Genomic DNA, 20,993 nt, shown 5'->3' on the forward strand with positions numbered 1-20,993 from the left:
CGTGTGCGGTGCGGTGCGGCTGGGATGTACCGCCCGTTGCGCGCACCACGAATGAGAGTCGGTGGATGGTGCCCGCCCTAAGAAGCGAAGCGCACCAGCACCGCGTCGGCTTCGACGAACTCGCCTTGCGTGGCGTGCATGCTCTCGATGGTGCCGGCGCGGGGCGCCTTCAGGGCCAGCTCCATCTTCATCGCCTCCATCACCAGCAGTTCCTGGCCTTGCTCGACCGTGTCGCCGGGTTTGGCTTTCACCAGCACGATGCGGCCTGGCATGGGGGCGATGATCTGGTTGCCGCCAGCGGCGTCCTTCGATTCCCACGCATAGGCGGGCACGCGTTCAAGCCGCCAGCGCTGGCCGTTGGCGTCGTGCAGCAGCACGCGGCGGGCGTCGGCGCGCAGGGCGTGGCGCTCGGCCTCGTTGTCGAAGCGGGCGCTGAGCGTGGCGCCGTCAAAACGTGCGCCACGCACTTCGCAAAGGATGTCGCCGTGCTTGAGTCGGTAGTCGCCGGCGTGGCCCCAGGCTTCGATCTCGAAACGTGCCTCGCCGCGCGCCAGCGCGACCATCCGCTTGCCGGCGTGGCCGATGCGCCAGGCGTCGGCGCTGGCCCAGGGCGAGTGTGGGTCGGCAGGGTTCGTGGCGATGGCGGCCTCGTCGTACATCAAGGCGGCGGTGGCGGCGGCCAGCAGCGTGCGGGTGTCGGGCTCGCGCTGACCGACCACGAACTCGTCGAGGTGGCGATCCAGATAACCGGTGTCGATGCGGTGCTCGACGATGGCGCCGTGGCGGGCGAGGCGTTCGAGGAAGGCGATGTTGGCCTTCGGGCCGTCGATCTCGCACTGCGCCAGCGCCTGGCGCAGGCGGGTGAGCGCGCGCGGGCGGTCTTCGTCCCACACGATCAGCTTGGCGATCATCGGGTCGTAGAAGATCGTCACCGTGTCGCCTTCGATCACGCCGCCGTCGAGGCGCACGTGTTCCGATGGTGTGGGCAGGCGCAACGTGTGCAGCTTGCCGGAGCCGGGCAGGAAGTTCTGCTCGGGGTCTTCGGCGTAGAGGCGCACTTCGATGGCGTGGCCGGTGGAGACGATCTCGTCCTGCGTGAGCGGCAAGGCTTCGCCGTTGGCCACGCGCAACTGCCATTCCACCAGATCCACACCGTGGGTGAGCTCGGTGACCGGGTGCTCCACCTGCAGGCGCGTATTCATCTCCATGAAGTGGAAATCGCCGGCGGGGCCGACGATGAACTCCACTGTGCCCGCGCCCACGTAGTTCACTGCGCGCGCGGCGGCCACGGCAGCCGCGCCCATCGCCGCCCGGCGCTCGGGGGTGAGGAAGGGCGAGGGCGTTTCCTCCAGCACCTTCTGGTAGCGGCGCTGCGCCGAGCATTCGCGCTCGCCCAGGTGGATGACGTGGCCGTGGCGGTCGCCGAACACCTGGAACTCGATGTGGCGCGGTGTTTCGATGTAGCGCTCCAGCAGCATGCTGGCGTCGCCGAACGCGGCCTGGGCCACGCGCTGTGCGGTGGCCAGCGCGGCGGGGAACTCGGCGTCGGAGCGCACGATCTGCATGCCCTTGCCGCCGCCGCCAGCCGAGGGTTTGATGATGAGCGGATAGCCGACTTCGTGCGCACGCTCGGCCAGGTAGGCGTTGTCCTGCTCGTCGCCGTCGTAGCCCGGCACCAGCGGCACGGCGTGCCTGGCCATCAGGTGCTTGGCGGCGGCCTTCGAGCCCATCGCCTCGATGCTTTCGGGGTCGGGGCCGATGAACACGATGCCGGCCTGCTTGCAGGCGCGCGAGAAGGCGGTGTTCTCCGAAAGAAAACCGTAGCCGGGATGGATCGCCTGCGCGCCGCTCTTCTTCGCGGCCTCCATGATGGCGTCGATGCGCAGGTAGGAGTCGGCCGGCAGCGGGCCGCCGATGGGCCAGGCTTCGTCGGCGAGGCGCACATGCTGCGCATCGCGGTCGGCCTCGGAGTACACCGCAATGGCGCGGATGCCGAGCCGGCGGCAAGTGCGGATCACGCGGCAGGCGATTTCACCGCGGTTGGCGATCAGTACGCGTTCGAACATGCGGATTCCTTGGGTGACTTGAGCAGCGATGTGCCGCAGACGTGGCCGAACTTCGCTCGTGCCGAGCGTAGCTTGCGATGGCAAGCGGCGTCGAAGCGCATCGCGGGATACCCTTCGGCTCCGGCGCCGCGCGCCGACGTCCGGGGCGAACGAAAGGATGGGGGAATGTGGGTTGGCGTCAGCCTTCCGCCACCCAGCGCGGCGCGCGCTTGTCGAGGAAGGCGGTGAGGCCGTGCTGGCCTTCCTCGCCCACGCGCAGACGGGCGATCAGGGCGGCGTTGAGCTCGTCGATTTTTTCCGCGAAGGTGCGATCCTGGCCACCCATGCGGAAGGCGAGTTGCTTGGCTTCGCGCTGGGCCAGCGGGGCCACCTTGCGCACCAGGTGGATGGCGCGCTCCGTTGCGGTGTCCAGCTCATCCGGCGCCACCGCCTCGTGCAGCAAGCCGATTTCGGCCGCGCGCGCGCCGCTGAACACCTCGCCGGTGAGAAACAGCCGCCGCGCCTGGCGCACGCCGATGGCGGCCACCACGTAGGGCGAGATCACCGCCGGCACCAGGCCCAGCTTCACCTCGGAGAGCGAGAACTTGGCGGCGGCCAGGCCAATGGCGATGTCGCAGCAGGCCACCAGGCCCACGCCGCCGCCGTAGGCCGCGCCGTTGACGCGGGCAATCGTGGGCTTGGCGAGGAATTGCAGGGTGCGCATGAGCCTCGCCAGGCGCAGCGAATCGGTACGGTTGGCCTCTTCGCTGGCGCCGACCATGGAGCGCATCCAGTGGAGATCGGCGCCGGCGGAGAAGCAACTGCCGTTGCCGGTGAGTACCACGGCGCACACGGTGGGATCGGTGTCGGCGGCCTCCAGCGCGGCGGTCAATTCGGCGATCAGCGCATCGTCGAAGGCGTTGTGCACCTTGGGCCGATCCATGGTGAGCGTGCGCACGCCGTTGTCGTTGGCGATCTGGATGGCGGTGGTCATCGACGAGTCCTGCGACGAAAAGCGCCATTTTAGTGCGACACGGCGCCATCGCCTGAGCACTGCAACAAAAACGGGGCTCGGGTACAATGCGAACCATTCTTGTTTGCACGAGAGCGAAACCGTGCGTCTGTCCGATGTGCCCAAAGGTGGTTCCGCCGTGGTGGCTGGCGTGGCGGATGCCCATGCCGATGATGCGATTGCACAGCGTCTGCGTGACCTGGGCTTTGTCGAGGGCGAGCGGGTGCGCGTGGCGGCGGTGGCGCCGCTGGGCGGCGATCCGATCCTGATCCAGATCGGCTACACGCGCTTCGCGTTGCGCCGCGCCGAGGCCGCGCGGGTGAACGTGAGCGTAGGCGAGGCGGTGACGGCATGAGTGCCGACGCCTTGCGCATTGCCCTGGTGGGCAATCCCAACTGCGGCAAGACCGCATTGTTCAACCTGCTTACCGGCGGCCGGCAGAAGGTGGCCAACTATGCCGGCGTCACCATCGAGCGCAAGGAAGGTCGCTTCATCGCACCCTCCGGCCGCGTGCTGCAGATTCTGGATCTGCCCGGCGCCTACAGTTTCGATGCGGTCAGCCCGGACGAGCAGATCACCCGCGACGTGCTCACCGGCAACTACCCCGGCGAAGCGGTGCCCGACCTCATCGTCTGCGTGGCCGATGCCACCAACCTGCGCCTGCACCTGCGTTTTTTGCTGGAGGTGCGGCGGCTGGGGCGGCCGGTGGTGCTGGCGCTCAACATGATGGACGCCGCGCGCCGCCGTGGCATCGAAATCGACGTAGCCGGGCTCTCGCGCCGGCTGGGCCTGCCGGTGGTGGAAACGGTCGCCGTGCAGCGTGGCGGCGCCAGGGCGCTGGTGGCGCGCGTGGATGGCGAGCTGCCGGAGCCGGCGCTCGCGCAGCCCGATGACGGTGCCAGTCGCGCCGACCTGCATGCCCAGGTGCGCGAGTTGCTCGCCGCCACGGTGACCATGCCGCGCCACACCGCCGCGCTGGACGACGCGCTGGATCGCTGGGCGCTGCATCCGGTGTTCGGCCTGGCCATCCTTGCGCTGGTGATGTTTCTGGTGTTCCAGGCGGTGTACTCGCTGGGCAAACCGATGACCGACCTGATTGGCGACGGCTTCGGCTGGCTGGGCGGGCAGGTGGCCGCGTGGCTGCCGGCCGGGCCGCTGCAGGGACTGGTGAACGAGGGCATCTTCGGCGGTCTGGGTACGGTGCTGGGCTTTTTGCCCGAGATTCTGGTGCTGTTCTTCTTCATCTTGATGCTGGAGGAGTCCGGCTACCTGCCGCGTGCGGCCTTCCTGCTGGATCGGTTGATGGTGTCGGTGGGGCTCACCGGGCGCTCCTTCATCCCGCTGCTCTCCAGCTTCGCCTGTGCCATCCCCGGCATCATGGGCACGCGCTCCATCACCGATCCGCGCGACCGCCTCGCCACCATCCTGGTGGCGCCGCTGATGACCTGCTCGGCACGACTGCCGGTGTATGCGCTGCTGATCGCCGCCTTCATTCCCGCGCATGCCGTGCTCGGCGTGTTCAACCTGCAAGGCCTGGTGCTGTTCGCGCTGTACGCGGCCGGCATTGCCGGCGCGATGCTGGTGGGCTGGGTGATGAAGCGCGTGCGCCGCGACCGGGGCGAGCACGCGCTGCTGATGGAGCTGCCGTCCTACCGCCTGCCCAAGGCGCGCGACGTGGGCATCGGCCTGTACGAGCGCGGCATGGTCTTCATGAAGCGCCTGACCGGCGTGATCCTCGCGCTCACCGTGCTGATGTGGGTGCTCGCCAGCTTTCCCGGCGCGCCGGCCGGCGCCACCGATCCGGCGATCGATTACAGTTTCGCCGGCCACCTCGGCCGCTGGCTGGCGTACCCCTTCGCACCGATCGGCTTCAACTGGCAGATGAGCCTGGCGCTGATCCCCGCCTTTGCCGCGCGCGAGACGGCGGTGGCCGCGCTGGCCACGGTGTATGCGGTGGGCGGCGATGCCGGCGCACTGGGGCCGGCGCTGGCTGCGCACGTGTCGCTGGCCAGTGCGCTGTCGCTGTTGGTGTGGTTTGCCTACGCGCCGCAGTGCATGTCCACGCTGGCCGTCATCAAGCGCGAGACCAACTCCTGGCGCATCGTGGCCGTCTCCTTCGGCTACCAGTTCGTGATGGCCTATGCGGCCTCCTTCCTCGTCTACCAGATCGCGAGCGCACTGGCATGAGCAACGGACTCCTGGCGCAATACGTCATCCTTGGCCTGATCGTGCTGGCCAGCGTGCTGGTGGTTCTGCGCAAGCTCGCGCCGCAGCTCAGCAACCGTTGGCTGGCGGCCGCCTCGATCCGGTTTGCCCGCAAGCGCGATTCGCGCCTGGCGCAGGCACTCGCCCGCCGGCTGCAGCCGAAGCAGGCCACCGGCAATTGCGCCGATGGCTGCAGCACCTGCGGCGCCTGCGGGCCGAAGAAGCCGGCTGCCGCGCACGCGGTGGTCGGCGTGGAGCCGTTACCGCTGGTTTTTCGTCCTCGTCGGAAGTAGGCGGTCGCGCATATATGTCCCTGCGCGGATTTGCCGCAGCTGGATCGCGACCGAAATGCCGGGTGGAGGGTGGTGACAAATTGCGGATCTGGATGAGAGTCGTTATCATTCACGCACCTTCCCGGTTTGGACTCGTCAGCGTGAACCGTCTCCCCATGCTAGCCATCTTGCTGCTCTCGAGCTTCGCCGCGCATGCCAGCGAAGTTCCCGAGTTCCATCTCGCCATCCGTGGCCACGCGTTCCAGCCGACCGAGCTCAAGGTTCCGGCGGGCACCAAGTTCAAGCTGGTGGTCGAAAACCGCGACGCCGCGCCCGAGGAATTTGAAAGCACCGAGTTGGGCCGCGAGAAGATCGTGTTGCCGAACAGTACGACCAACGTTTTCGTTGGCCCGCTCAAGCCCGGCAGCTACCGGTTCTTTGGCGACTTTCACCAGGACACGGCCCAGGGCCGTCTGATCGTGGAGTGATGCCATGCCTGGCGTAGCATTGCTGGTGTTTCGCGAGGTGCTGGAGGCGGCACTGATCGTCTCCATCGTCTGCGCTGCCACGCGCGGCGTGCGCTGGCGCGGGGTGTACGTGTCCGGTGGCATCGGCCTGGGCCTGGTCGGCGCGATGCTGGTGGCGCTGGGCGCCGGCGTCATCGAGCGGCTGGCCAGTGGCTCGGGACAGGAGCTGTTCAATGCCAGCGTGCTGCTTGTCGCGGTGGCGATGATCGGCTGGCACGTGGTGTGGATGTCGCGCCATGCGCGCGAGCTGGCACGACACATGAGTGCGGTAGGGCAGGCGGTGAAGGCCGGCTCCAGTTCGCTCACCCTGCTGCTGGCGGTGGTCGCGCTGGCGGTGTTGCGCGAGGGCTCCGAGGTGGTGCTGTTCCTCTACTCGATGGCGATGGGTGGCGTCGGTGCGGCGGCCCTGGCCGGCGGCATCGCGCTCGGCGTGGGTGGCGGCGTACTGCTCGGCTTCGCGCTGTACTTCGGTCTGCTGCGCATCCCGCTCAAGCACTTCTTCAGCGCCACCAACGCGATGCTGGTGCTGCTGGCGGCGGGACTGGCGTCCAGCGCGGCGCGCTTCCTGCTGCAGGCCAACCGGCTGCCGGCGCTGGGCGAGCAGCTATGGGACAGCTCCTGGCTGCTTTCCAACGGCTCGCTCGCCGGCAAGACCTTGGGCGTGCTGATCGGCTACGACGCCTCGCCGGCTGGCATCCAGCTGGTGTTCTACGGCGCCACCTTGCTGATCCTGCTGGGCGGCATGCGCTGGGCCGGGCGCCCGGCCCCCGCCCAAGCCGGCCATACCGCCATGGCTGCCGCTTCGCCAACCCGAACCTGACTCCCGCACCCGAGCCACACCCCGCGGCATCGCGCCGCGGGCTGGTGCCGTGCGCCCCGATGACACCTTTTCGTACCCTGAGGAAGCCATTCCATGACCCCGCATACCCCTTATCCCCGCGCCTGCCTGCTGCTGTTCGCCGCCGCATCGCTGGCGTGCGCCGGGCGCGCGCAGGCTGACGATTTCATCGTGTACTCACCGCACGTCATCGCCACGCAGAGCGAGATCGAACTGCGCGGCTTCGACGTGGGTGACGGTCGCAGCAACTACGATGGCGAGCGCGCCGCCGAGTTCTCGGTGGCCCATGCCTTCAACGGCTGGTGGAAGACCGAGTTGTACCTGGCCAAGTACGAGCGCGCGCCGGGCGAGGGTGGCAAGCTGGTCGGCTACGAATTCGAAAATACCTTCCAGCTGACCGAACCGGGTCAGTACTGGGCCGATGTCGGCCTGCTCGCGTCCTACGGCCATCCGAAGGGCAGCGGTCCCGGCGAGCTGGAGTTTGGGCCGCTGATAGAAAAGACGGTCGGCCGTTTCGACCACCGGGTCAACCTGATCTGGGAGCGCGAGGTGGGCGGCGGCGCGTCGCACGCTACCGTGTTCCGCTACAGCTACTCCGGCACCTATGCGGTGACCCCGGCGTTCCGTCCGGGTATCGAAGCCTACGGCCGCCCGGACGACCGCGCCTACCAGGCGGGGCCGATCGTCGCCGGCGAATGGCACGTGCCGCACAGCCGCGGCAACCTGGAATACCGCTTCGGCGTGCTGCTGGGCATCAACGCGGCGGCCCCGCGGCGCACCTGGCTGGCCCAGCTGGAATACGAGTTCTTCTGAGTAGCGCGCCGGCAGCGCTACATGCGGAACACGCCGTAGCGCTGCGGCTCGATCGGTGCGTTGAGCGAGGCCGAGATCGCCAGGCCGAGCACGCGGCGGGTGTCGGCGGGGTCGATGATGCCGTCGTCCCACAGCCGGGCGCTGGCGTAGTAGGGGTGGCCCTGGCGCTCGTACTGCTCGCGGATCGGCGCCTTGAAGGCGTCTTCCTCTTCCGCGCTCCACGATTTGCCGGCCGCCTCGATGCCGTCGCGCTTCACCGTGGCGAGCACGCTGGCAGCCTGCTCGCCGCCCATCACGCTGATGCGTGCGTTCGGCCACATCCACAGGAAGCGCGCACCGTAGGCGCGGCCGCACATCGCGTAGTTGCCGGCGCCGAAGCTGCCGCCGATCACCACGGTGAACTTCGGCACCTGCGAGCAGGCCACGGCGGTGACCATCTTGGCGCCGTCCTTGGCGATGCCGGCCTGTTCGTACTTCTTGCCGACCATGAAGCCGGTGATGTTCTGCAAAAACACCAGCGGCACGTTGCGCTGGTTGCACAGCTCGATGAAGTGCGCGCCCTTGAGCGCGCTCTCGGCGAACAGGATGCCGTTGTTGGCGACGATACCCACCGGGTAGCCGTGGATATGGGCGAAGCCGCACACCAGGGTCTTGCCGTAGCGCGCCTTGAACTCGTGGAACTCCGAGCCGTCGACCAGTCGCGCGATTACTTCGTGGATGTCGAACGGACGGCGGGTGTCTTCGGGGATCACGCCGTAGAGCTCGTCCGCTGGATATTTCGGTTCGACCGGCTCGGCGAGCGCCAGCGGCGTGGTTTTCTTGCGGTTGAGCGAGGCCACGATGTCGCGCGCGATGCTGAGTGCGTGGGCGTCGTTCTCGGCGTAGTGATCGGCCACGCCGGAGATGGACGTATGGACGTCCGCGCCGCCCAGCGTCTCGGCGTCGACCACCTCACCGGTGGCCGCCTTCACCAGCGGCGGGCCGCCGAGGAAGATGGTGCCCTGCTCGCGCACGATCACCGTCTCGTCGCACATCGCCGGCACGTAGGCGCCGCCGGCGGTGCACGAGCCCATCACCACGGCGATCTGCGGGATGCCCAGGCCGCTCATCCGCGCCTGATTGTAGAAGATCCGCCCGAAGTGCTCCTTGTCCGGGAATACTTCGTCCTGCAGCGGCAGGAAGGCGCCGCCGGAGTCGACCAGATAGACGCAGGGCAGGCGGTTCTCCAACGCCACTTCCTGCGCGCGCAGATGCTTTTTCACCGTCATCGGGAAGTAGGTGCCGCCCTTCACCGTGGCGTCATTGGCGAGCACCATCACCTCAAGGCCGTGCACGCGGCCGATGCCGGCGACCAGGCCGGCGGCCGGGGCAGCGTCGTCGTACATGCCGTGCGCGGCCAGCGGAGCGAGTTCGAGGAAAGGCGAACCGGGATCGAGCAGGGCGCGGATGCGCTCGCGCGGCAACAGTTTGCCGCGGGCCTCGTGCTTCGCGCGCGCCCTGGCGCCGCCGCCTTCGGCGTTCTTCGCCAGTTCGTGCTGCAGCGCTTCGGTGAGCGTGCGCAGGCGGGCGTGGTTGGCCTGGAATTCGGGACTACGCGGATCGATCTGCGAGACGATGACGCTCATGCGCGGCGGCCGTTGAGGTGGAACCGCAAATGATAGCGGGTGCGCCGCGCGTCGAGACCGCACGCCGAGGGGCGCGGCCGCATGGCCTTGCCGGTGTGCGTTGCCGGGTTGGGGCTGGCGCGGCGATGCCGGTACGCGATGCCGCCGATGGATCAGCAGTCCACCCGGCCGCCGGCCTTGGCGTTGCAGTTCTTGAACAGTAGCTGGCCGGTGACGGGCGGCGGCGTGTCGCCGCCATGGTGGTGGTCATCGCGGTCGCCGTGATGATCGCCGCGGTGCGGCGGGTAGGCGATGCCGCCGTAGACCACCGGCGCATACACCGGTTGCGACAGGGCAGACTGGTAGCTGGCGTTCTGCTGGCGCAGGGCAGCGTTTTCGGCCTGCAATTGCGCGTTTTGCGCCGCCTGCGCAGCCAGCGCCTGTTGCTGGGCCTGCGCGGCGGCCTGTTCGCGGGTCTGCTCGGCCTGCTGTTGTGCGGCCAGGGCATCCTGCCGGGCTTGTTCGGCTTGTGCCTTCAGCCGGTCGTCGCGCAGCGCCAGGCGCTGCCGGTACAGGTCTTCAAGGTGATGCGCCTTGGCCCAGGCCTCGGCCTTGGTGTCCTCGCCCAGGCGCAGGTACTGGTCGATGGTCTCGGTGCTGTCGGCCTGGTGCAGCAGCTCACCTTTGCCGGCGGGGCAGGGGTGGTCGGTGTAGGTGAGCTGGCCGCCTTGCGTGCACTTGTAGATGTCCTGCGCGCCGACGCGGGCCGGCAGCGCGGCGAGGGCGAGCGCGGCGAGACAGGGCAGGGCGAGGCGGGGCAGGTTCATGCGCCTATTTTGCGCCCATTCGCCGTTGCGTCGGCGTTAGGGTGGCTGAATGCTCAGGTGCCGGCCTTGCGTCGGCGCGGCTTGGCTGCTGGCACTGCAAGCAGCCCTTGCAAGTAGGCGATGCCTTCCTCTTCGGGAAAGAACGCCACCACGTCGGCCACGCTGAGGTTGTGGCGCTCGCGCAGGGCGAGGAATTCCTCGCGGGCACGCGCCATGCGCGCGGCGGCGCTGGCGGGCTTGGTCGGGGCGATGGGGGCGGGGCGGGGCTTGGCGGCGTCCAATGCGGCAAGTTCGGCTTGAAACTGGCGGAAATCGTAGGATTTGGAGAGCATGCGGCTTCAATGGACGGCAGGAACCTCCGCATTTTCGCATGATGCCGGGACGGCTGCTTGCCGCCACTGGCGCAGCCCGATCACCGCCAGCGCCACGAAGCCGGCGTAGAGCACGGCGGTGATGCGCAGATCCTTGTAGAGGTATTCACCCACGTAGACCACGTCCACGATGATCCACAGCCACCACGCGGCGGTGTGGCGCTGCGCCTGCCACCACTGCGCCACCAGGCTGCCGGCGGTGAGGCTGGCGTCCAGCCAGGGCAGGGCAGCGTCGGTGTAGCGGTGCATGAAGGCGCCCAGCGCCACCGCGCCGATGGCGCCCAGCAGAAGATGCACGCTCGCCCGCAGCGCTGGCAGCGCGGCGATGCGCACCTTGCCGTCGTCGCCCAGATGCCGCAGCCAGCGCCACCAGCCGAACAGGATCATCACGCCGAAGGCGCCTTGCAGCAGGGCGTCCGAATACAGCCTGGCATCGACGAACACGACGCCGTAGGCGATCACCGAGATCAGTCCGATCGGCCAGCACCACGGCCGGCGGCGCGCGGTGAGCCACACGCCCCAGGCGCTGACGATGGCGGCGGCGAGTTCGAACCAGCCCATGTCACAGGCCGATGGTGAGCGACAGCCGCGCCAGTCGCGGCGCGCCGGGGAACAGGTAGCTGTCGCCCCAGGCGCTGCCGGTGTCGCTCCAGTAGGCGTGGTTGAACACGTTGTCCACCCACAGTTGCCAGGTCAGCGCGTGACCGTGCCAGGCGCTGGTATAGCGCAGGCCGGCGTCGAACACGTTCCAGGCCGGCACGCGGATGCGACCGTCGGGCGTGGCCACGTTGGGCGAGGTGTAGCGCCAGCCGCCGAGCAGGCCGAGGCTGGGCAGATCGGCGAGCGAGTAATCGGCATACAGCGTGGTGCGCAGGCGCGGCACGTTGGCGACTTGGTGGCCGTCGTAGGCGGGCGTGCCGGTGTTTTGGGACTGGGCGCGCATCCAGTTGGCGCTGGCGTCGAGACGCAGCTGCTCGCTCAGCTTGCCGTGGGCACCCCATTCGAGGCCGCTGTGCACTTCTTCGCCATGCTGCACGAAGGTGTAGCCGGCGGTGGAGTTGTCCGGCTGCGCGTATTGGTAGGGCTGGCGGATGCGGTACAGCGCGGCGCTGAGGTCGAAGGCATCGTTCAGCGCGTACTTCACACCGGTTTCGAGTTGGCGCGACAGGCGTGGCCCCAGCATGTCACCGCCGTTGCTGGCCCAGTAGGGCGCTTCCAGCCCCAGCGCCAAGCCTTCGCTGTAGCTGGCGTAGACGGTGAGCGGCGCGGCGGGCTGCCATAGCACGGCGGCTTGCGGCAGTGCCTTGGTCATCCGCGTGGTGCGCGTGGGCGCGCCACTGTCGTCGAAGGCGGTCTCGTTCAGGCGCACCAGATGCGTGCCGGCGATCAGCTGCCAGTCGTCGCCCAGGTGCAGGCGATCCATCGCAAACAGCGTGCGCTGCCAGCTGTCCAGTCGGCGCGCGGAGGGGCCGGGCTGGTTGGGCGAGGGCGGCAGGTAGGGCGGGTTGACGTCGGCGATATTGGCGCTGCCCACGTAGTCGTACACCTCCACGCGGCGGTCGATGGTGCGGCGGAAGTCGCTGGCGCCGAAGCTCAGGTCGTGGCTGACGCTGCCGGTGTCGATATGCCCTTGCACGCTGGCGCGCGCCTCGTCGCTCACACGGGTGTCGTCGGGGCTGCGGTAGTCGTAGACGTCATAGCCGCCGTCAGGCGCGAAATAGGCGCCGGTGGTGACGAGGTTGGCGCAGGCGGCCTGGTAGAAGCAGCCATAGGCGAAGGCCACGTTGTCCTGGATCACGCTGCGGCTGTGGCCGGCGGCCAGGCGCAACTGCCAGGCGTCGCTGAGCGCCACGTTCAGCCGCGCGCTGCTGTTCCAGGCGTGGATGCCCACCGGTTTCTGCCACGGCTCGAAGCCCAACAGGCGAGTGGGATCGGGATGGGGCGGAATCACGCTGCCGCCCAGTAGTTCGTAGCCCGAGGCCGAGCGCTGGGCGCTGGTCTGGTAGTCGCTGTCCACTTCCAGCGTGGCGACGGGCGTGATGCGCCAGTCGGCGGCCAGCGCGTAGAAGTTGCGCCGGCCATTGGTGTGCTGCACGTAGGAGTGGGTGTCCTCCCACGCCATGTTGGCGCGCAGGCCGAAGTGGGGAGTGAGCCAGGCGCCCACGTCCAGCGCGGTGTAGCGCGAGCCGTGCGAATCCGTGCCTGCGGTGACGGTGTGCACGTCGGCAGGACGCTTGGAAACGTAGTTCACCACGCCGCCGGGTTCCATCACGCCGGCGTCCAGCCCGTCCAGCCCTTTCAGCACGGCGACCTGCTGCTTGTCTTCCAGCGGCATCGTCTGCTCGCCGGTGAGGGTGAGCCCGTTCAGCCGGTAGCCGGTGGCCCAGTCCAGCGGATAGCCGCGGATGGAAATGTTCTGGTAGTAGCCCACCGGCGCGTAGCTGTTGCCCAGCGCGGCATCCTCGCGGGCGAGCTCGCCCAGCGTGCGGATGGCGTGCGCGTCCAGCGTGCGGCGCGCGATCACGGTGATCGTGGCCGGGGTGTCGTGCGGCGTGGCGTTGCCCCAGGCGTCGATGGCGGTGCCGTGGCGGTCGTCGGGGGCGTTGGCCTTGACCTTGACCGGGGCGAGATCGGTGGTCTGCGGAGCATCGTCGGCGTGAACCGCCGCGCCGAAGGTGGCGAGCAGGGCAAGCAGCAGGGGAGTGCGGGAGAACGTCATCGTCGGCTTACGTCTTGGGGAGGGGACGAAGCGACGGCAAGCCGGCTTGCCCCGGGCGGGGTGCGCGACTTTCGGATCAAGCTCCCTACGCCGGTGCTAACCGGGTCAGGTTCCAAGGGACTCTCTCAGCCCGGCAACGCCAGGCACCCCCGCTTCAGTGGCGTATTAGACCACGAAGCCGGCTGGCCCGCTCAGGCACCGGCACGGATGACGTCGAGCAGCGCCTGGCCGTGCGGCGTGCGGAACCACGCGGCATGTCCGCGCAGGAAGGCGTTCCAGGCGACTTCGGCGTTGGCGCGCGAGCGGGTGATGGCGACGAAGTAGTCCACTTCGGAGAGCGCGAAATCCACGTGCACGATGGGCAGGAGATCGGCCAGGAGGTCGAGCGCGTCCCGATCCAGTGCACGCACGTCGCGATAACCCGCGATCAGCGCGCGGGCGATGTCCGGGCGGGCGCGGTCGTCGTCGGCCCGCAACCAGGCGATGGCGTTGCGCTCGATGGCGGTGGCGAGGTCGAACAGGGCGAACGTGCGCGCGGCGAGGCCGAAATCGAGCACGCTGGCGATGTGCGCCGCCGGTTCGGCGCCGCTCCAGCAAAGGTTGGAAACGTGCCAGTCGCCGTGCGTCCACTGCCGGGGTTCGCGGGCGATGCGCGCCCGCACGCTGGCATGGCCGGGCGCCAGTGCTTCGGCCAGCTCGCCGCGCCAGTCGCGTTCGCGCAGGAAGGCGGCCAGGTCGGGGCGCGTGGACAGGTGCGCGGCGAGCATGGCTGGCGGATCGGCCGCCTCGATCAGCTCGCTGCGCGCCACCAGCAGCGACGCGCGGCGCTGGGGAGCGGCATAACCCGCGGCAGCTTCGTGCAGGCGTGCCAGCATGGCGCCGGCCTGCCAGGCGTGCGCCGGTTCGGCGGGCGGCACCCACGACATGGTGTCGCGGTAGATGTCCATGCCGTCGGCGGGCGCGTGCACCTCGTAGACCCATGCGCCCAGCGTGACGGCGCTGGCGCCATCGGCGGCAACCAGCACGGCCGGTATCGGCACGCCGCGTGCGCGCAGGTGAGCCATGAAGGCGTGTTCTTCGGCGAGCCCGGCCGCGCTGCGCACGCTCACGTGGTGGCGCTTCACGAAGACGCGGCCGCCGGCCGTGTCCACCAGTGCGGCGGCGGCGAGCGGGCGCGGGCTATGCCAGGCGATGGCGCGCGGTGCTGCCAGCGCCGGGTAGCAGTCGAGCAGGCGGGCGAGCTCGGCGGTGGTCAAGGGTGGCCAGTCGGGCGCGACGTCGTCGGCGGCGAGGCCGTGCACGCGGTGGTTGGGGGCGGTCATGGCGGTGGTTGGCGGTTGGGTCTGCATTATCGCCGATGCGTCGCGTGCTTCCGTGGGGGCGGCTTCGCGCGCGCCTGATAATGTGGGGCCTTCGCCACTGCCCGCATCCCGATGAGCGCCTTGCTGCTGCTGTTCACTTGTCTGGCCCTGGGCGCCGTGGTGCGCCGCTGGGCGAACCCGCCGGCGGGCATCGTGCATGGGCTCAACTGGTGGGTCATCAACATCGCGCTGCCAGCGCTGGTGCTGGAGCTGATTCCGAAACTGCGGATCGACGCCACGCTGTGGTTTCCGGTGGTGGCGACCTGGCTGACCTTTTTCGGCGCCTGGGGGTTGTTTGCGTGGATCGGGCCGCGTCTGGGCTGGTCGCGCGGGCGCATCGGCGCGCTGGTGCTGGTGTGCGGGCTGGGCAACACCGCCTTCATGGGCTATCCGATGCTCGAAGCCCTGCACGGGGAGGCCGGGCTCACGCTGGCGGTGGTGGCCGACCAGCTCGGCAGCTTTCCACTGCTGGCCTCGGTGGCCATCGTGGTGGCCTCGGTCTATGCGGGGCGCGATCCCGCGCCGCGCCAGATCGTGCGGCGCATCCTCACTTTTCCGGCCTTTCTCGCCCTGCTGCTGGCGCTGGGCGTGGGGCTGGTGGGTGGCTGGCCGGCGGCGTTCGACGGCGTGTTCAAGCCACTGGGCGACACCATGACGCCGCTCGCGCTGTTTTCGGTGGGGCTGCAGTTTCGCCTGCAGGGTGGCCAGGGTCAGTTCGGCGCGGCGGCATGGGGGCTGGGCTGGAAACTGCTGCTGGCACCCGCGCTGTGCTGGGCCATGGGCGCGGCCGCCGGCGTGGGTGGGCTCACGCTCACCGTCGGCGTGCTGCAGGTGGCGATGGCGCCGATGGTGTCGGCCACCATCCTTGCCGATGAGTACGGGCTCGACCCTGAACTGGCCAACACCGTGCTGGGCATCGGCATCGTGATTTCGCTGGTCACCGTGCCGCTGGGCAACCTGTGGTTGCCGCGATGACTGGCGACGAAGCCACTGCGCTGCGCGCCGACGTCTGGCTGTGGGCGGCGCGTTTCTTCAAGACACGCAGCCTCGCCAGGCAGGCCATCGATGGCGGCAAGGTGGAAGTGAACGATGCCGGCTGCAAGCCGGCGAAGACCTTGCGCGTGGGCGACACGCTGCGCATTGGTCGGGGCGAGGAGCGGCTGGAGGTCGTCGTACTGGCCTTGTCGTCGCAGCGCGGCCCGGCCAGTGTGGCGCAGGCGCTGTACCTGGAGAGCGCAGCCAGCCGATCCGCGCGGGAGGCGCGCCGCGAGCAGCAGCGCCTGCTGGGCATGCAGGCGCCGGCGCGGCGGCCGGACAAGCATGCCCGCCGGGAACTGCGGCGCTGGAAGGATCACTCCGGCGGCGAGTGAGCCGCGTGACGGCGATGGCATGCCGTGTGCCCTGGGTCGCAGATCGCATCGCCACGGTGCTGCACCATGCGCAAGCTCGGCAGGCCGCGACAGACGGCTGGCGCCGGCCACGACATGGGGAGAGGCAATGATGGGTGGCTCGGGGTTCTTCAGGCGCTGGCTCGGCAGCGCGCAGGCGGTGATGGAGACGCGCAGCCAGGCGGCGCCGGGCACGCGCATCCTGGTGGTGGACGATTCGCCGACCATCTGCGCGGTGCTGGGGCGTCTGCTGGAACAGGATGGTTATGCCGTGCGGACGGCGGTCGATGGCGAGCAGGCGCTGGATCTGGCGCGCGCCGAGCGGCCCCAGCTGATTTTCCTGGACATCGTGCTGCCTGGCATCAGCGGCTTCGTGGTATTGCGCGCCTTGCGCCACGACCCGGACACCGCGGACGTCCCCATCGTGATGATGAGCGGCAACCGGCAGGCCACCGAACAGTTCTACGTGCAGCGTTTCGGTGCCGACAACTTCATCCGCAAACCCTTCGGTCGCGCCGAGGTGGTAGCGAGCATCGATGCGCTGGTGCGCGCCGAGCGCTTGCCCGCGCGCCCGCACGAGGTGTCGCCGGTCGTCTTGCCCGGTGGAGACGACGCGGCGGCGCCCGGCGTGTCCGCCTGAGCCTCGGCGGGCGGCCGGTACGTAACGCCCTGGCGGCGACGTGCTGCGCGGGAACGGCGGCCATGAGGTTCAGCCAACGCCCTGGTTTTCACGCAGCACAGCTTGTTAGTCCCGCCCGGCGGCGCCCGCGCGACGATGCTCGAATTTTTCGCCGGTGCCGACACGTTGACAAAGCGACGCTTGCGCATGCCGGCATCGGCGCGGGAAACTGGGCCGGCGCCGGTGCCTGTGCCGGCTGGGGAATGGGGAATCATGGCCGGATTTGGCTTGTTCAAGCGCTTGGTGGGCGGCGGCGACCGCCGGCACCATGTGCCGCGTGTGCGCGCGGCGGCCAGCACGCGCGTGCTGGTGGTGGACGACTCCGCCACGATACGCGCGGTGCTGGGCAAGATGTTGAACCAGGATGGCTACGAGGTGCTCAAGGCGGATGATGGCGCCAGCGCGCTGGCGCTGGCGCGCAGCGAGCGCCTGGATCTCGTCTTTCTCGACATCGTGATGCCCGGCGTGTCCGGCTTCGAGGTGCTGCGTACCCTGCGCCGCGAGCAGGCCACCGCGCATGTGCCGATCGTGATGATCAGCGGCAACGTGCAGGCCACCGAGCAGTTCTACGTGCAGCGTTACGGCGCCGACGATTTCATGAAGAAGCCGTTTGGCCGTGAGGAAGTGTTCGAGCGGATACGCCAGCTGGTGCAGGCCGGCCGCTTGCCGGCGCGCGTGGAGACGGCGCCGGTGTTTGCGCCGGACGCGGAGGTCGTGGTTCCTCCCGGCGGCGTGAGCCAGGATGAGTGGGATGCGATCCCGGATATCGCGCTGCCGGATGCGGCCTACGGTGAGCACAAGCCGCACGATCTGCATGGCTTGCACGAGCTGCACGCAGCGGTGTCGGCACCGGCGCAGCACATGCCGGAGCCCGTCGCCACGGCGATGCCGGCCACGCTTGAAGCGCATGCCGTGCCCGTGCCGCGCGGCTTGAATGGCGTCGTGCCGCCACCCGTGCACGAGTTCCATGCGGCGCGCGAGACGCCGGTGGTGGACAGCCTCGTGCCGCCCGCGCCGCCGCTTGCGCCTGAAGCGCATGCCATGCGTGAGCCGCACCCGGCGCTGGCGGCGCACGCCCTGCCAGTAGCGCCCGCGCCGCACGGCGAGGCCCAGCCGCAACCCGTGCCGTCGCCGGCGTCGCTGCCTGGGCTGCCGGTGGCCGCCGTACCATCGGCGCACCCGGTCGCGTCGGTGGTTGCGGCGGCAGCGACGGTGCCGGTAGCTCCCACGCCCGTGCCAGTTGCGCCGGCCCATACGTCACCGGCGACAGGTTCACCGGCCCACTCGGCCCTGGCCTGGCTGGCTTCGCGCGCGCGCGTGCTGGCGCCCTCGCATGTGAAGGCGGCGGAGCCACCGGTCGGCGCGGCGCATCCGGCAGGAGCCACGCACGCGTCGCGCGCCGATGGCACGCCGCCAAAAGATGGTGCCTGAGCTGGGCGCCTGGGGCCTGGTTTCTACCGCCCACGCTCCTGGTGTCCCGGCAGCAGGTGTTTCAGCCGATACAGCGCTTCCAGCGCTTCGCGCGGACTGAGCGCGTCGGGGTCGATGGCGTCCAGCGCGTGCTCCACCGCCGAGGGGGCGGGGGGGGCGAACAGGCCCAGCTGCGGCGAGGCGTCGGCGGGCCTGGCGACGGTGGCGGGCATGCCGCGCTCCAGCTGCGCCAGCGTGCGGCGCGCCTCGGCGATCACCGTCTTGGGTAGCCCGGCCAGCGCGGCCACCTGCAGACCGAAACTGCGGTTGGCGGGGCCATCCTTCACCGCATGCATGAACACCAATTGCTCGCCCCGCTTCTGATCGTGAAGTTCGACGGCGTCGAGATGCACATTGGCGATGTCGGGATAGTCGCCGGCCAGTTCCGTCAATTCGAAATAGTGCGTGGCGAACAACGTGAAGGCGCGGCTGGCCGTGGCCAGGTGCACGGCGGCGGCACGCGCCAGCGCCAGACCATCGTAGGTGCTGGTGCCGCGGCCCACTTCGTCCATCAGCACCAGCGATTGCGCGGTGGCGTTGTGCAGGATGTTCGCCGTCTCGCTCATCTCCACCATGAAGGTGGACTGGCCGCGCGAGAGGTCGTCGCCCGCGCCGATGCGGGTGAAGATGCGGTCGATCGGGCCGATCACCGCACGCGCGGCCGGCACGTAGCTGCCGATGTGGGCGAGCAGCACGATCAACGCGTTCTGCCGCATATAGGTGCTCTTGCCGCCCATGTTGGGGCCGGTGATGACCAGCATGCGGCGGGCGTCGGCGAGTTGCAGGTCGTTCGGTTCGAACGGTTCCTCGCGCACCTTTTCCACCACCGGGTGGCGGCCGCGCTCGATGGCGATGCCGGCTTCGTCGGCGAGTTCGGGCGCGCTCCAGTCCAGCGTCTCGGCGCGCTCGGCGAGGGTGGCCAGCACGTCCAGTTCGGCCATCGCGGCCGCGGCCTGCTTCAGCGGCTCCAGCCGTTCGATCAGCGTATCGAGCAGCGCCTCGTACAGCGCGCGCTCGCGCATAAGCGAGCGCTCCTTCGCAGACAGCACCTTGTCCTCGAACTGCTTGAGCTCCTCGGTGATGTAGCGCTCGGCGTTCTTGGTGGTCTGGCGGCGCGTGTAATGCGTGGGCGCCTTGCCGGACTGCGCCTTGCTGATCTCGATGTAGTAGCCGTGCACGCGGTTGTAGCCCACCTTGAGCGATGGGATGCCGCTGGCGGCTTTCTCGCGCTCCTCCAGCTCGACGAGGTATTGGTCGGCGTGGGTGGAGAGCCGGCGCAGTTCGTCAAGCTCGGCGTCGTAGCCGTCGGCGATCACGCCGCCGTCGCGCTGCAGCACCGGCGGCTGCGGCACGATGGCCTTGGCGAGCAGGGCGGCGTTGTCGGAGTGGTCGCCGATGCGTTCGACCAGCGAGTGCAGCAGCGGGCTGTCCAGGTCGGCGATACGCTCGCGCAGCACCGGCGCGGCGAGCAGGCCGTCACGCAAGGTGGACAGGTCGCGCGGCCGCGCCGAGCGCAATGCCACGCGGGCAAGGATGCGTTCCAGGTCGCCAATGCCGCGCAACTGCTCGCGCAATGCTTCGTAGCGACGGTTGTCGATCAGCGTGCCGATGGCCTGGTGCCGGCCGCGCAGCACGTCGCGCGAGCGCAGCGGACGATTCAGCCAGCGGCGCAGCAGGCGCGCGCCCATCGGCGTCACGGTTTCGTCCAGCACGCCGAGCAGGGTGTGTTCGGTGCGGCCACTCGGGTGCGTATCGAGTTCAAGGTTGCGGCGGGTGGCGGCATCCAGCGCGATGGTTTCGCTGGCCGATTCCACCGCCATGCCGCTCAGGTGCGGCAGCGCGCTCTTCTGGGTTTCCTCGACGTAGCCGAGCAGGCAGCCGGCTGCGCCGATCGCCAGCGGCAGGCCGTCCACGCCGAAGCCGCCGAGGTCGCGCGTGCCGAAGAAACGGTTGAGCTCGCGCCGCGCCGCATCGGTCTCGAAATGCCATGGCGGGCGCTTGCGCAGGCCGGGCAGGGCGGTGACCAGCTTCGGCCAGGCCACGCTTTCGTCCACCAGCGTCTCGGCGGGCTGCAGGCGCGCGAGTTCCGCCGCCAGCGCCTCGGCGTGCGGCACTTCGCTGAGCAGGAAACGGCCGCTGGACAGGTCCACCCAGGCCAGGCCGTAGCCGTCCTTCGCGCCGGCGGCGATCGCCAGCAGCAGGTTGTCGCGGCGTTCTTCCAGCAGCGCGGCGTCGGTCACCGTGCCTGGCGTGACCACGCGCACCACCTTGCGCTCGACGATGCCCTTGGCCAGTGCTGGATCGCCGATCTGCTCGCAGATCGCCACCGATTCGCCGAGGCGCACCAGCTTCGCCAGGTAGTTCTCCACCGCGTGATAGGGCACGCCCGCCATCGGGATCGGCTGGCCCGCCGACTGGCCGCGCTGGGTCAGCGTGATGTCGAGCAGTCGCGCCGCCTTGCGCGCGTCGTCGTAGAACAGTTCGTAGAAATCGCCCATGCGGAAGAACAGCAGCACGTCCGGGTGCTTGGCCTTGGCGGCCAGGTACTGGCGCATGAGCGGAGTGTGTTCGGTGCTGTTGTCGGCCATTCCTGTGCGGTGTCCTGATGGTGCGTGCCGACGCTGGAGCACCGGCCAAAGGCAGTCACTTTAGCGGTTCGTCCCGGCGTTGTTGAGCGCGGGGCATCGGCCGCTGCCCACGGTCTTGCGAGTCGATTGCTGCACTGCGGTGGTGCAGGTGGTGGGGTGTTTGGCCGTGGCTGGTGCACGTCGTGGCAGGAAACGGCTTCGACATCTCGCCCGAGTCCGCATTCCTGCGTGGCTTTTGCGCGTGGCATACGTGTTGCAAGGCAGCAATCAAGGG

The 20,993-nt window shown here is 69.3% G+C and carries 19 protein-coding genes and 1 riboswitch; of the genes, 10 read left to right on the forward strand and 9 right to left on the reverse strand.

All coding sequences use genetic code 11. The annotated features are described in order from the left end of the window. Positions 1-77 precede the first annotated feature (77 nt). On the reverse strand, positions 78-2,066 hold the full coding sequence (locus tag AC3WQA_RS15535) for an acetyl/propionyl/methylcrotonyl-CoA carboxylase subunit alpha (RefSeq protein WP_492675938.1): 1,989 nt from the start codon (positions 2,064-2,066) through the stop codon (positions 78-80). Positions 2,067-2,244: 178 nt separating this feature from the next. Then, positions 2,245-3,039: an enoyl-CoA hydratase-related protein gene (locus AC3WQA_RS15540; RefSeq protein ID WP_492675939.1), complete on the reverse strand. Its 795-nt coding sequence runs from the start codon at positions 3,037-3,039 to the stop codon at positions 2,245-2,247. 121 nt (positions 3,040-3,160) lie between these two features. Here AC3WQA_RS15540 and AC3WQA_RS15545 point away from each other — a divergent pair, with 121 nt between their 5' ends. From AC3WQA_RS15545 to AC3WQA_RS15570, 6 genes are all read left to right on the forward strand, one after another. Then, entirely contained in the window at positions 3,161-3,412 is a 252-nt protein-coding gene (locus AC3WQA_RS15545; RefSeq protein WP_492676374.1) for a FeoA family protein, read from the forward strand. Continuing rightward, positions 3,409-5,244 (forward strand): ferrous iron transporter B, encoded by a 1,836-nt coding sequence (gene feoB, locus AC3WQA_RS15550; protein ID WP_492675940.1) that lies wholly within the window; start codon positions 3,409-3,411, stop codon positions 5,242-5,244. Before AC3WQA_RS15545 ends, feoB begins: the two co-directional genes overlap by 4 nt. Next, a complete protein-coding gene (locus tag AC3WQA_RS15555; RefSeq protein WP_492675941.1) occupies positions 5,241-5,555 on the forward strand; it encodes a DUF6587 family protein in 315 nt (104 codons plus the stop codon). The genes feoB and AC3WQA_RS15555 overlap by 4 nt, the downstream gene beginning before the upstream one ends. Positions 5,556-5,710: 155 nt before the next feature. After that, positions 5,711-6,022, forward strand: a complete 312-nt coding sequence (locus AC3WQA_RS15560) for a cupredoxin domain-containing protein (protein WP_492675942.1) — start codon at positions 5,711-5,713, stop codon at positions 6,020-6,022. Positions 6,023-6,026: 4 nt separating this feature from the next. Further along, positions 6,027-6,881 carry an FTR1 family iron permease gene (locus AC3WQA_RS15565; protein ID WP_492675943.1) on the forward strand — a complete coding sequence of 285 codons (855 nt, stop codon included), beginning with the start codon at positions 6,027-6,029 and terminating at the stop codon, positions 6,879-6,881. Positions 6,882-6,974: 93 nt separating this feature from the next. After that, positions 6,975-7,712: a hypothetical protein gene (locus tag AC3WQA_RS15570; RefSeq protein ID WP_492675944.1), complete on the forward strand. Its 738-nt coding sequence runs from the start codon at positions 6,975-6,977 to the stop codon at positions 7,710-7,712. Between the two features lie 17 nt (positions 7,713-7,729). Here AC3WQA_RS15570 and AC3WQA_RS15575 read toward each other — a convergent pair whose 3' ends face one another. The 6 genes from AC3WQA_RS15575 to AC3WQA_RS15600 all read right to left on the reverse strand — a co-directional run bounded on the left by AC3WQA_RS15575 (position 7,730) and on the right by AC3WQA_RS15600 (position 14,555). Next, positions 7,730-9,337, reverse strand: coding sequence for a carboxyl transferase domain-containing protein (locus AC3WQA_RS15575; protein ID WP_492675945.1), 1,608 nt, complete (start codon positions 9,335-9,337; stop codon positions 7,730-7,732). 152 nt (positions 9,338-9,489) lie between these two features. Next, positions 9,490-10,143, reverse strand: coding sequence for a DUF4124 domain-containing protein (locus AC3WQA_RS15580; RefSeq protein ID WP_492675946.1), 654 nt, complete (start codon positions 10,141-10,143; stop codon positions 9,490-9,492). A gap of 53 nt (positions 10,144-10,196) precedes the next feature. Then, complete coding sequence (locus AC3WQA_RS15585) at positions 10,197-10,475, reverse strand: 2-hydroxyacyl-CoA dehydratase (RefSeq protein WP_492675947.1); 279 nt, start codon at positions 10,473-10,475, stop codon at positions 10,197-10,199. A gap of 6 nt (positions 10,476-10,481) precedes the next feature. Next, positions 10,482-11,075 (reverse strand): nicotinamide riboside transporter PnuC, encoded by a 594-nt coding sequence (gene pnuC / locus AC3WQA_RS15590; RefSeq protein WP_492675948.1) that lies wholly within the window; start codon positions 11,073-11,075, stop codon positions 10,482-10,484. A 1-nt stretch (position 11,076) separates the two neighbouring features. Beyond that, a complete protein-coding gene (locus tag AC3WQA_RS15595) occupies positions 11,077-13,233 on the reverse strand; it encodes a TonB-dependent receptor (RefSeq protein ID WP_492675949.1) in 2,157 nt (718 codons plus the stop codon). Positions 13,234-13,298: 65 nt separating this feature from the next. Then, positions 13,299-13,394, reverse strand: a riboswitch (TPP riboswitch). A gap of 30 nt (positions 13,395-13,424) precedes the next feature. Further along, on the reverse strand, positions 13,425-14,555 hold the full coding sequence (locus AC3WQA_RS15600; protein WP_492675950.1) for a phosphotransferase enzyme family protein: 1,131 nt from the start codon (positions 14,553-14,555) through the stop codon (positions 13,425-13,427). A gap of 111 nt (positions 14,556-14,666) precedes the next feature. Between AC3WQA_RS15600 and AC3WQA_RS15605 the strand changes: the two genes are divergently transcribed. The 4 genes from AC3WQA_RS15605 (at position 14,667) to AC3WQA_RS15620 (ending at position 18,092) form a co-directional block, all read left to right on the forward strand. Then, entirely contained in the window at positions 14,667-15,569 is a 903-nt protein-coding gene (locus tag AC3WQA_RS15605) for an AEC family transporter (protein ID WP_492675951.1), read from the forward strand. Then, on the forward strand, positions 15,566-15,964 hold the full coding sequence (locus AC3WQA_RS15610) for an RNA-binding S4 domain-containing protein (protein WP_492675952.1): 399 nt from the start codon (positions 15,566-15,568) through the stop codon (positions 15,962-15,964). Before AC3WQA_RS15605 ends, AC3WQA_RS15610 begins: the two co-directional genes overlap by 4 nt. Before the next feature lie 130 nt (positions 15,965-16,094). Further along, positions 16,095-16,622 carry a response regulator gene (locus AC3WQA_RS15615; protein ID WP_492676375.1) on the forward strand — a complete coding sequence of 176 codons (528 nt, stop codon included), beginning with the start codon at positions 16,095-16,097 and terminating at the stop codon, positions 16,620-16,622. Positions 16,623-16,889: 267 nt separating this feature from the next. Beyond that, a complete protein-coding gene (locus AC3WQA_RS15620; RefSeq protein ID WP_492675953.1) occupies positions 16,890-18,092 on the forward strand; it encodes a response regulator transcription factor in 1,203 nt (400 codons plus the stop codon). Between the two features lie 23 nt (positions 18,093-18,115). Here AC3WQA_RS15620 and mutS read toward each other — a convergent pair whose 3' ends face one another. Next, complete coding sequence (gene mutS / locus AC3WQA_RS15625; protein ID WP_492675954.1) at positions 18,116-20,719, reverse strand: DNA mismatch repair protein MutS; 2,604 nt, start codon at positions 20,717-20,719, stop codon at positions 18,116-18,118. Positions 20,720-20,993 lie beyond the last annotated feature (274 nt).

The sequence above is a fragment of the Rhodanobacter sp. FW106-PBR-R2A-2-24 genome, from assembly GCF_058789615.1.

Coding starts and splice junctions, on each gene's coding strand:
- AC3WQA_RS15535 (WP_492675938.1), bottom strand. CDS start 2,066: ATGTTCGAACGCGTACTGATCGCCAACCGCGGTGAAATCGCCTGCCGC.
- AC3WQA_RS15540 (WP_492675939.1), bottom strand. CDS start 3,039: ATGACCACCGCCATCCAGATCGCCAACGACAACGGCGTGCGCACGCTC.
- feoB (WP_492675940.1), top strand. CDS start 3,409: ATGAGTGCCGACGCCTTGCGCATTGCCCTGGTGGGCAATCCCAACTGC.
- AC3WQA_RS15555 (WP_492675941.1), top strand. CDS start 5,241: ATGAGCAACGGACTCCTGGCGCAATACGTCATCCTTGGCCTGATCGTG.
- AC3WQA_RS15560 (WP_492675942.1), top strand. CDS start 5,711: ATGCTAGCCATCTTGCTGCTCTCGAGCTTCGCCGCGCATGCCAGCGAA.
- AC3WQA_RS15565 (WP_492675943.1), top strand. CDS start 6,027: ATGCCTGGCGTAGCATTGCTGGTGTTTCGCGAGGTGCTGGAGGCGGCA.
- AC3WQA_RS15570 (WP_492675944.1), top strand. CDS start 6,975: ATGACCCCGCATACCCCTTATCCCCGCGCCTGCCTGCTGCTGTTCGCC.
- AC3WQA_RS15575 (WP_492675945.1), bottom strand. CDS start 9,337: ATGAGCGTCATCGTCTCGCAGATCGATCCGCGTAGTCCCGAATTCCAG.
- AC3WQA_RS15580 (WP_492675946.1), bottom strand. CDS start 10,143: ATGAACCTGCCCCGCCTCGCCCTGCCCTGTCTCGCCGCGCTCGCCCTC.
- AC3WQA_RS15585 (WP_492675947.1), bottom strand. CDS start 10,475: ATGCTCTCCAAATCCTACGATTTCCGCCAGTTTCAAGCCGAACTTGCC.
- pnuC (WP_492675948.1), bottom strand. CDS start 11,075: ATGGGCTGGTTCGAACTCGCCGCCGCCATCGTCAGCGCCTGGGGCGTG.
- AC3WQA_RS15595 (WP_492675949.1), bottom strand. CDS start 13,233: ATGACGTTCTCCCGCACTCCCCTGCTGCTTGCCCTGCTCGCCACCTTC.
- AC3WQA_RS15600 (WP_492675950.1), bottom strand. CDS start 14,555: ATGACCGCCCCCAACCACCGCGTGCACGGCCTCGCCGCCGACGACGTC.
- AC3WQA_RS15605 (WP_492675951.1), top strand. CDS start 14,667: ATGAGCGCCTTGCTGCTGCTGTTCACTTGTCTGGCCCTGGGCGCCGTG.
- AC3WQA_RS15610 (WP_492675952.1), top strand. CDS start 15,566: ATGACTGGCGACGAAGCCACTGCGCTGCGCGCCGACGTCTGGCTGTGG.
- AC3WQA_RS15615 (WP_492676375.1), top strand. CDS start 16,095: ATGGGTGGCTCGGGGTTCTTCAGGCGCTGGCTCGGCAGCGCGCAGGCG.
- mutS (WP_492675954.1), bottom strand. CDS start 20,719: ATGGCCGACAACAGCACCGAACACACTCCGCTCATGCGCCAGTACCTG.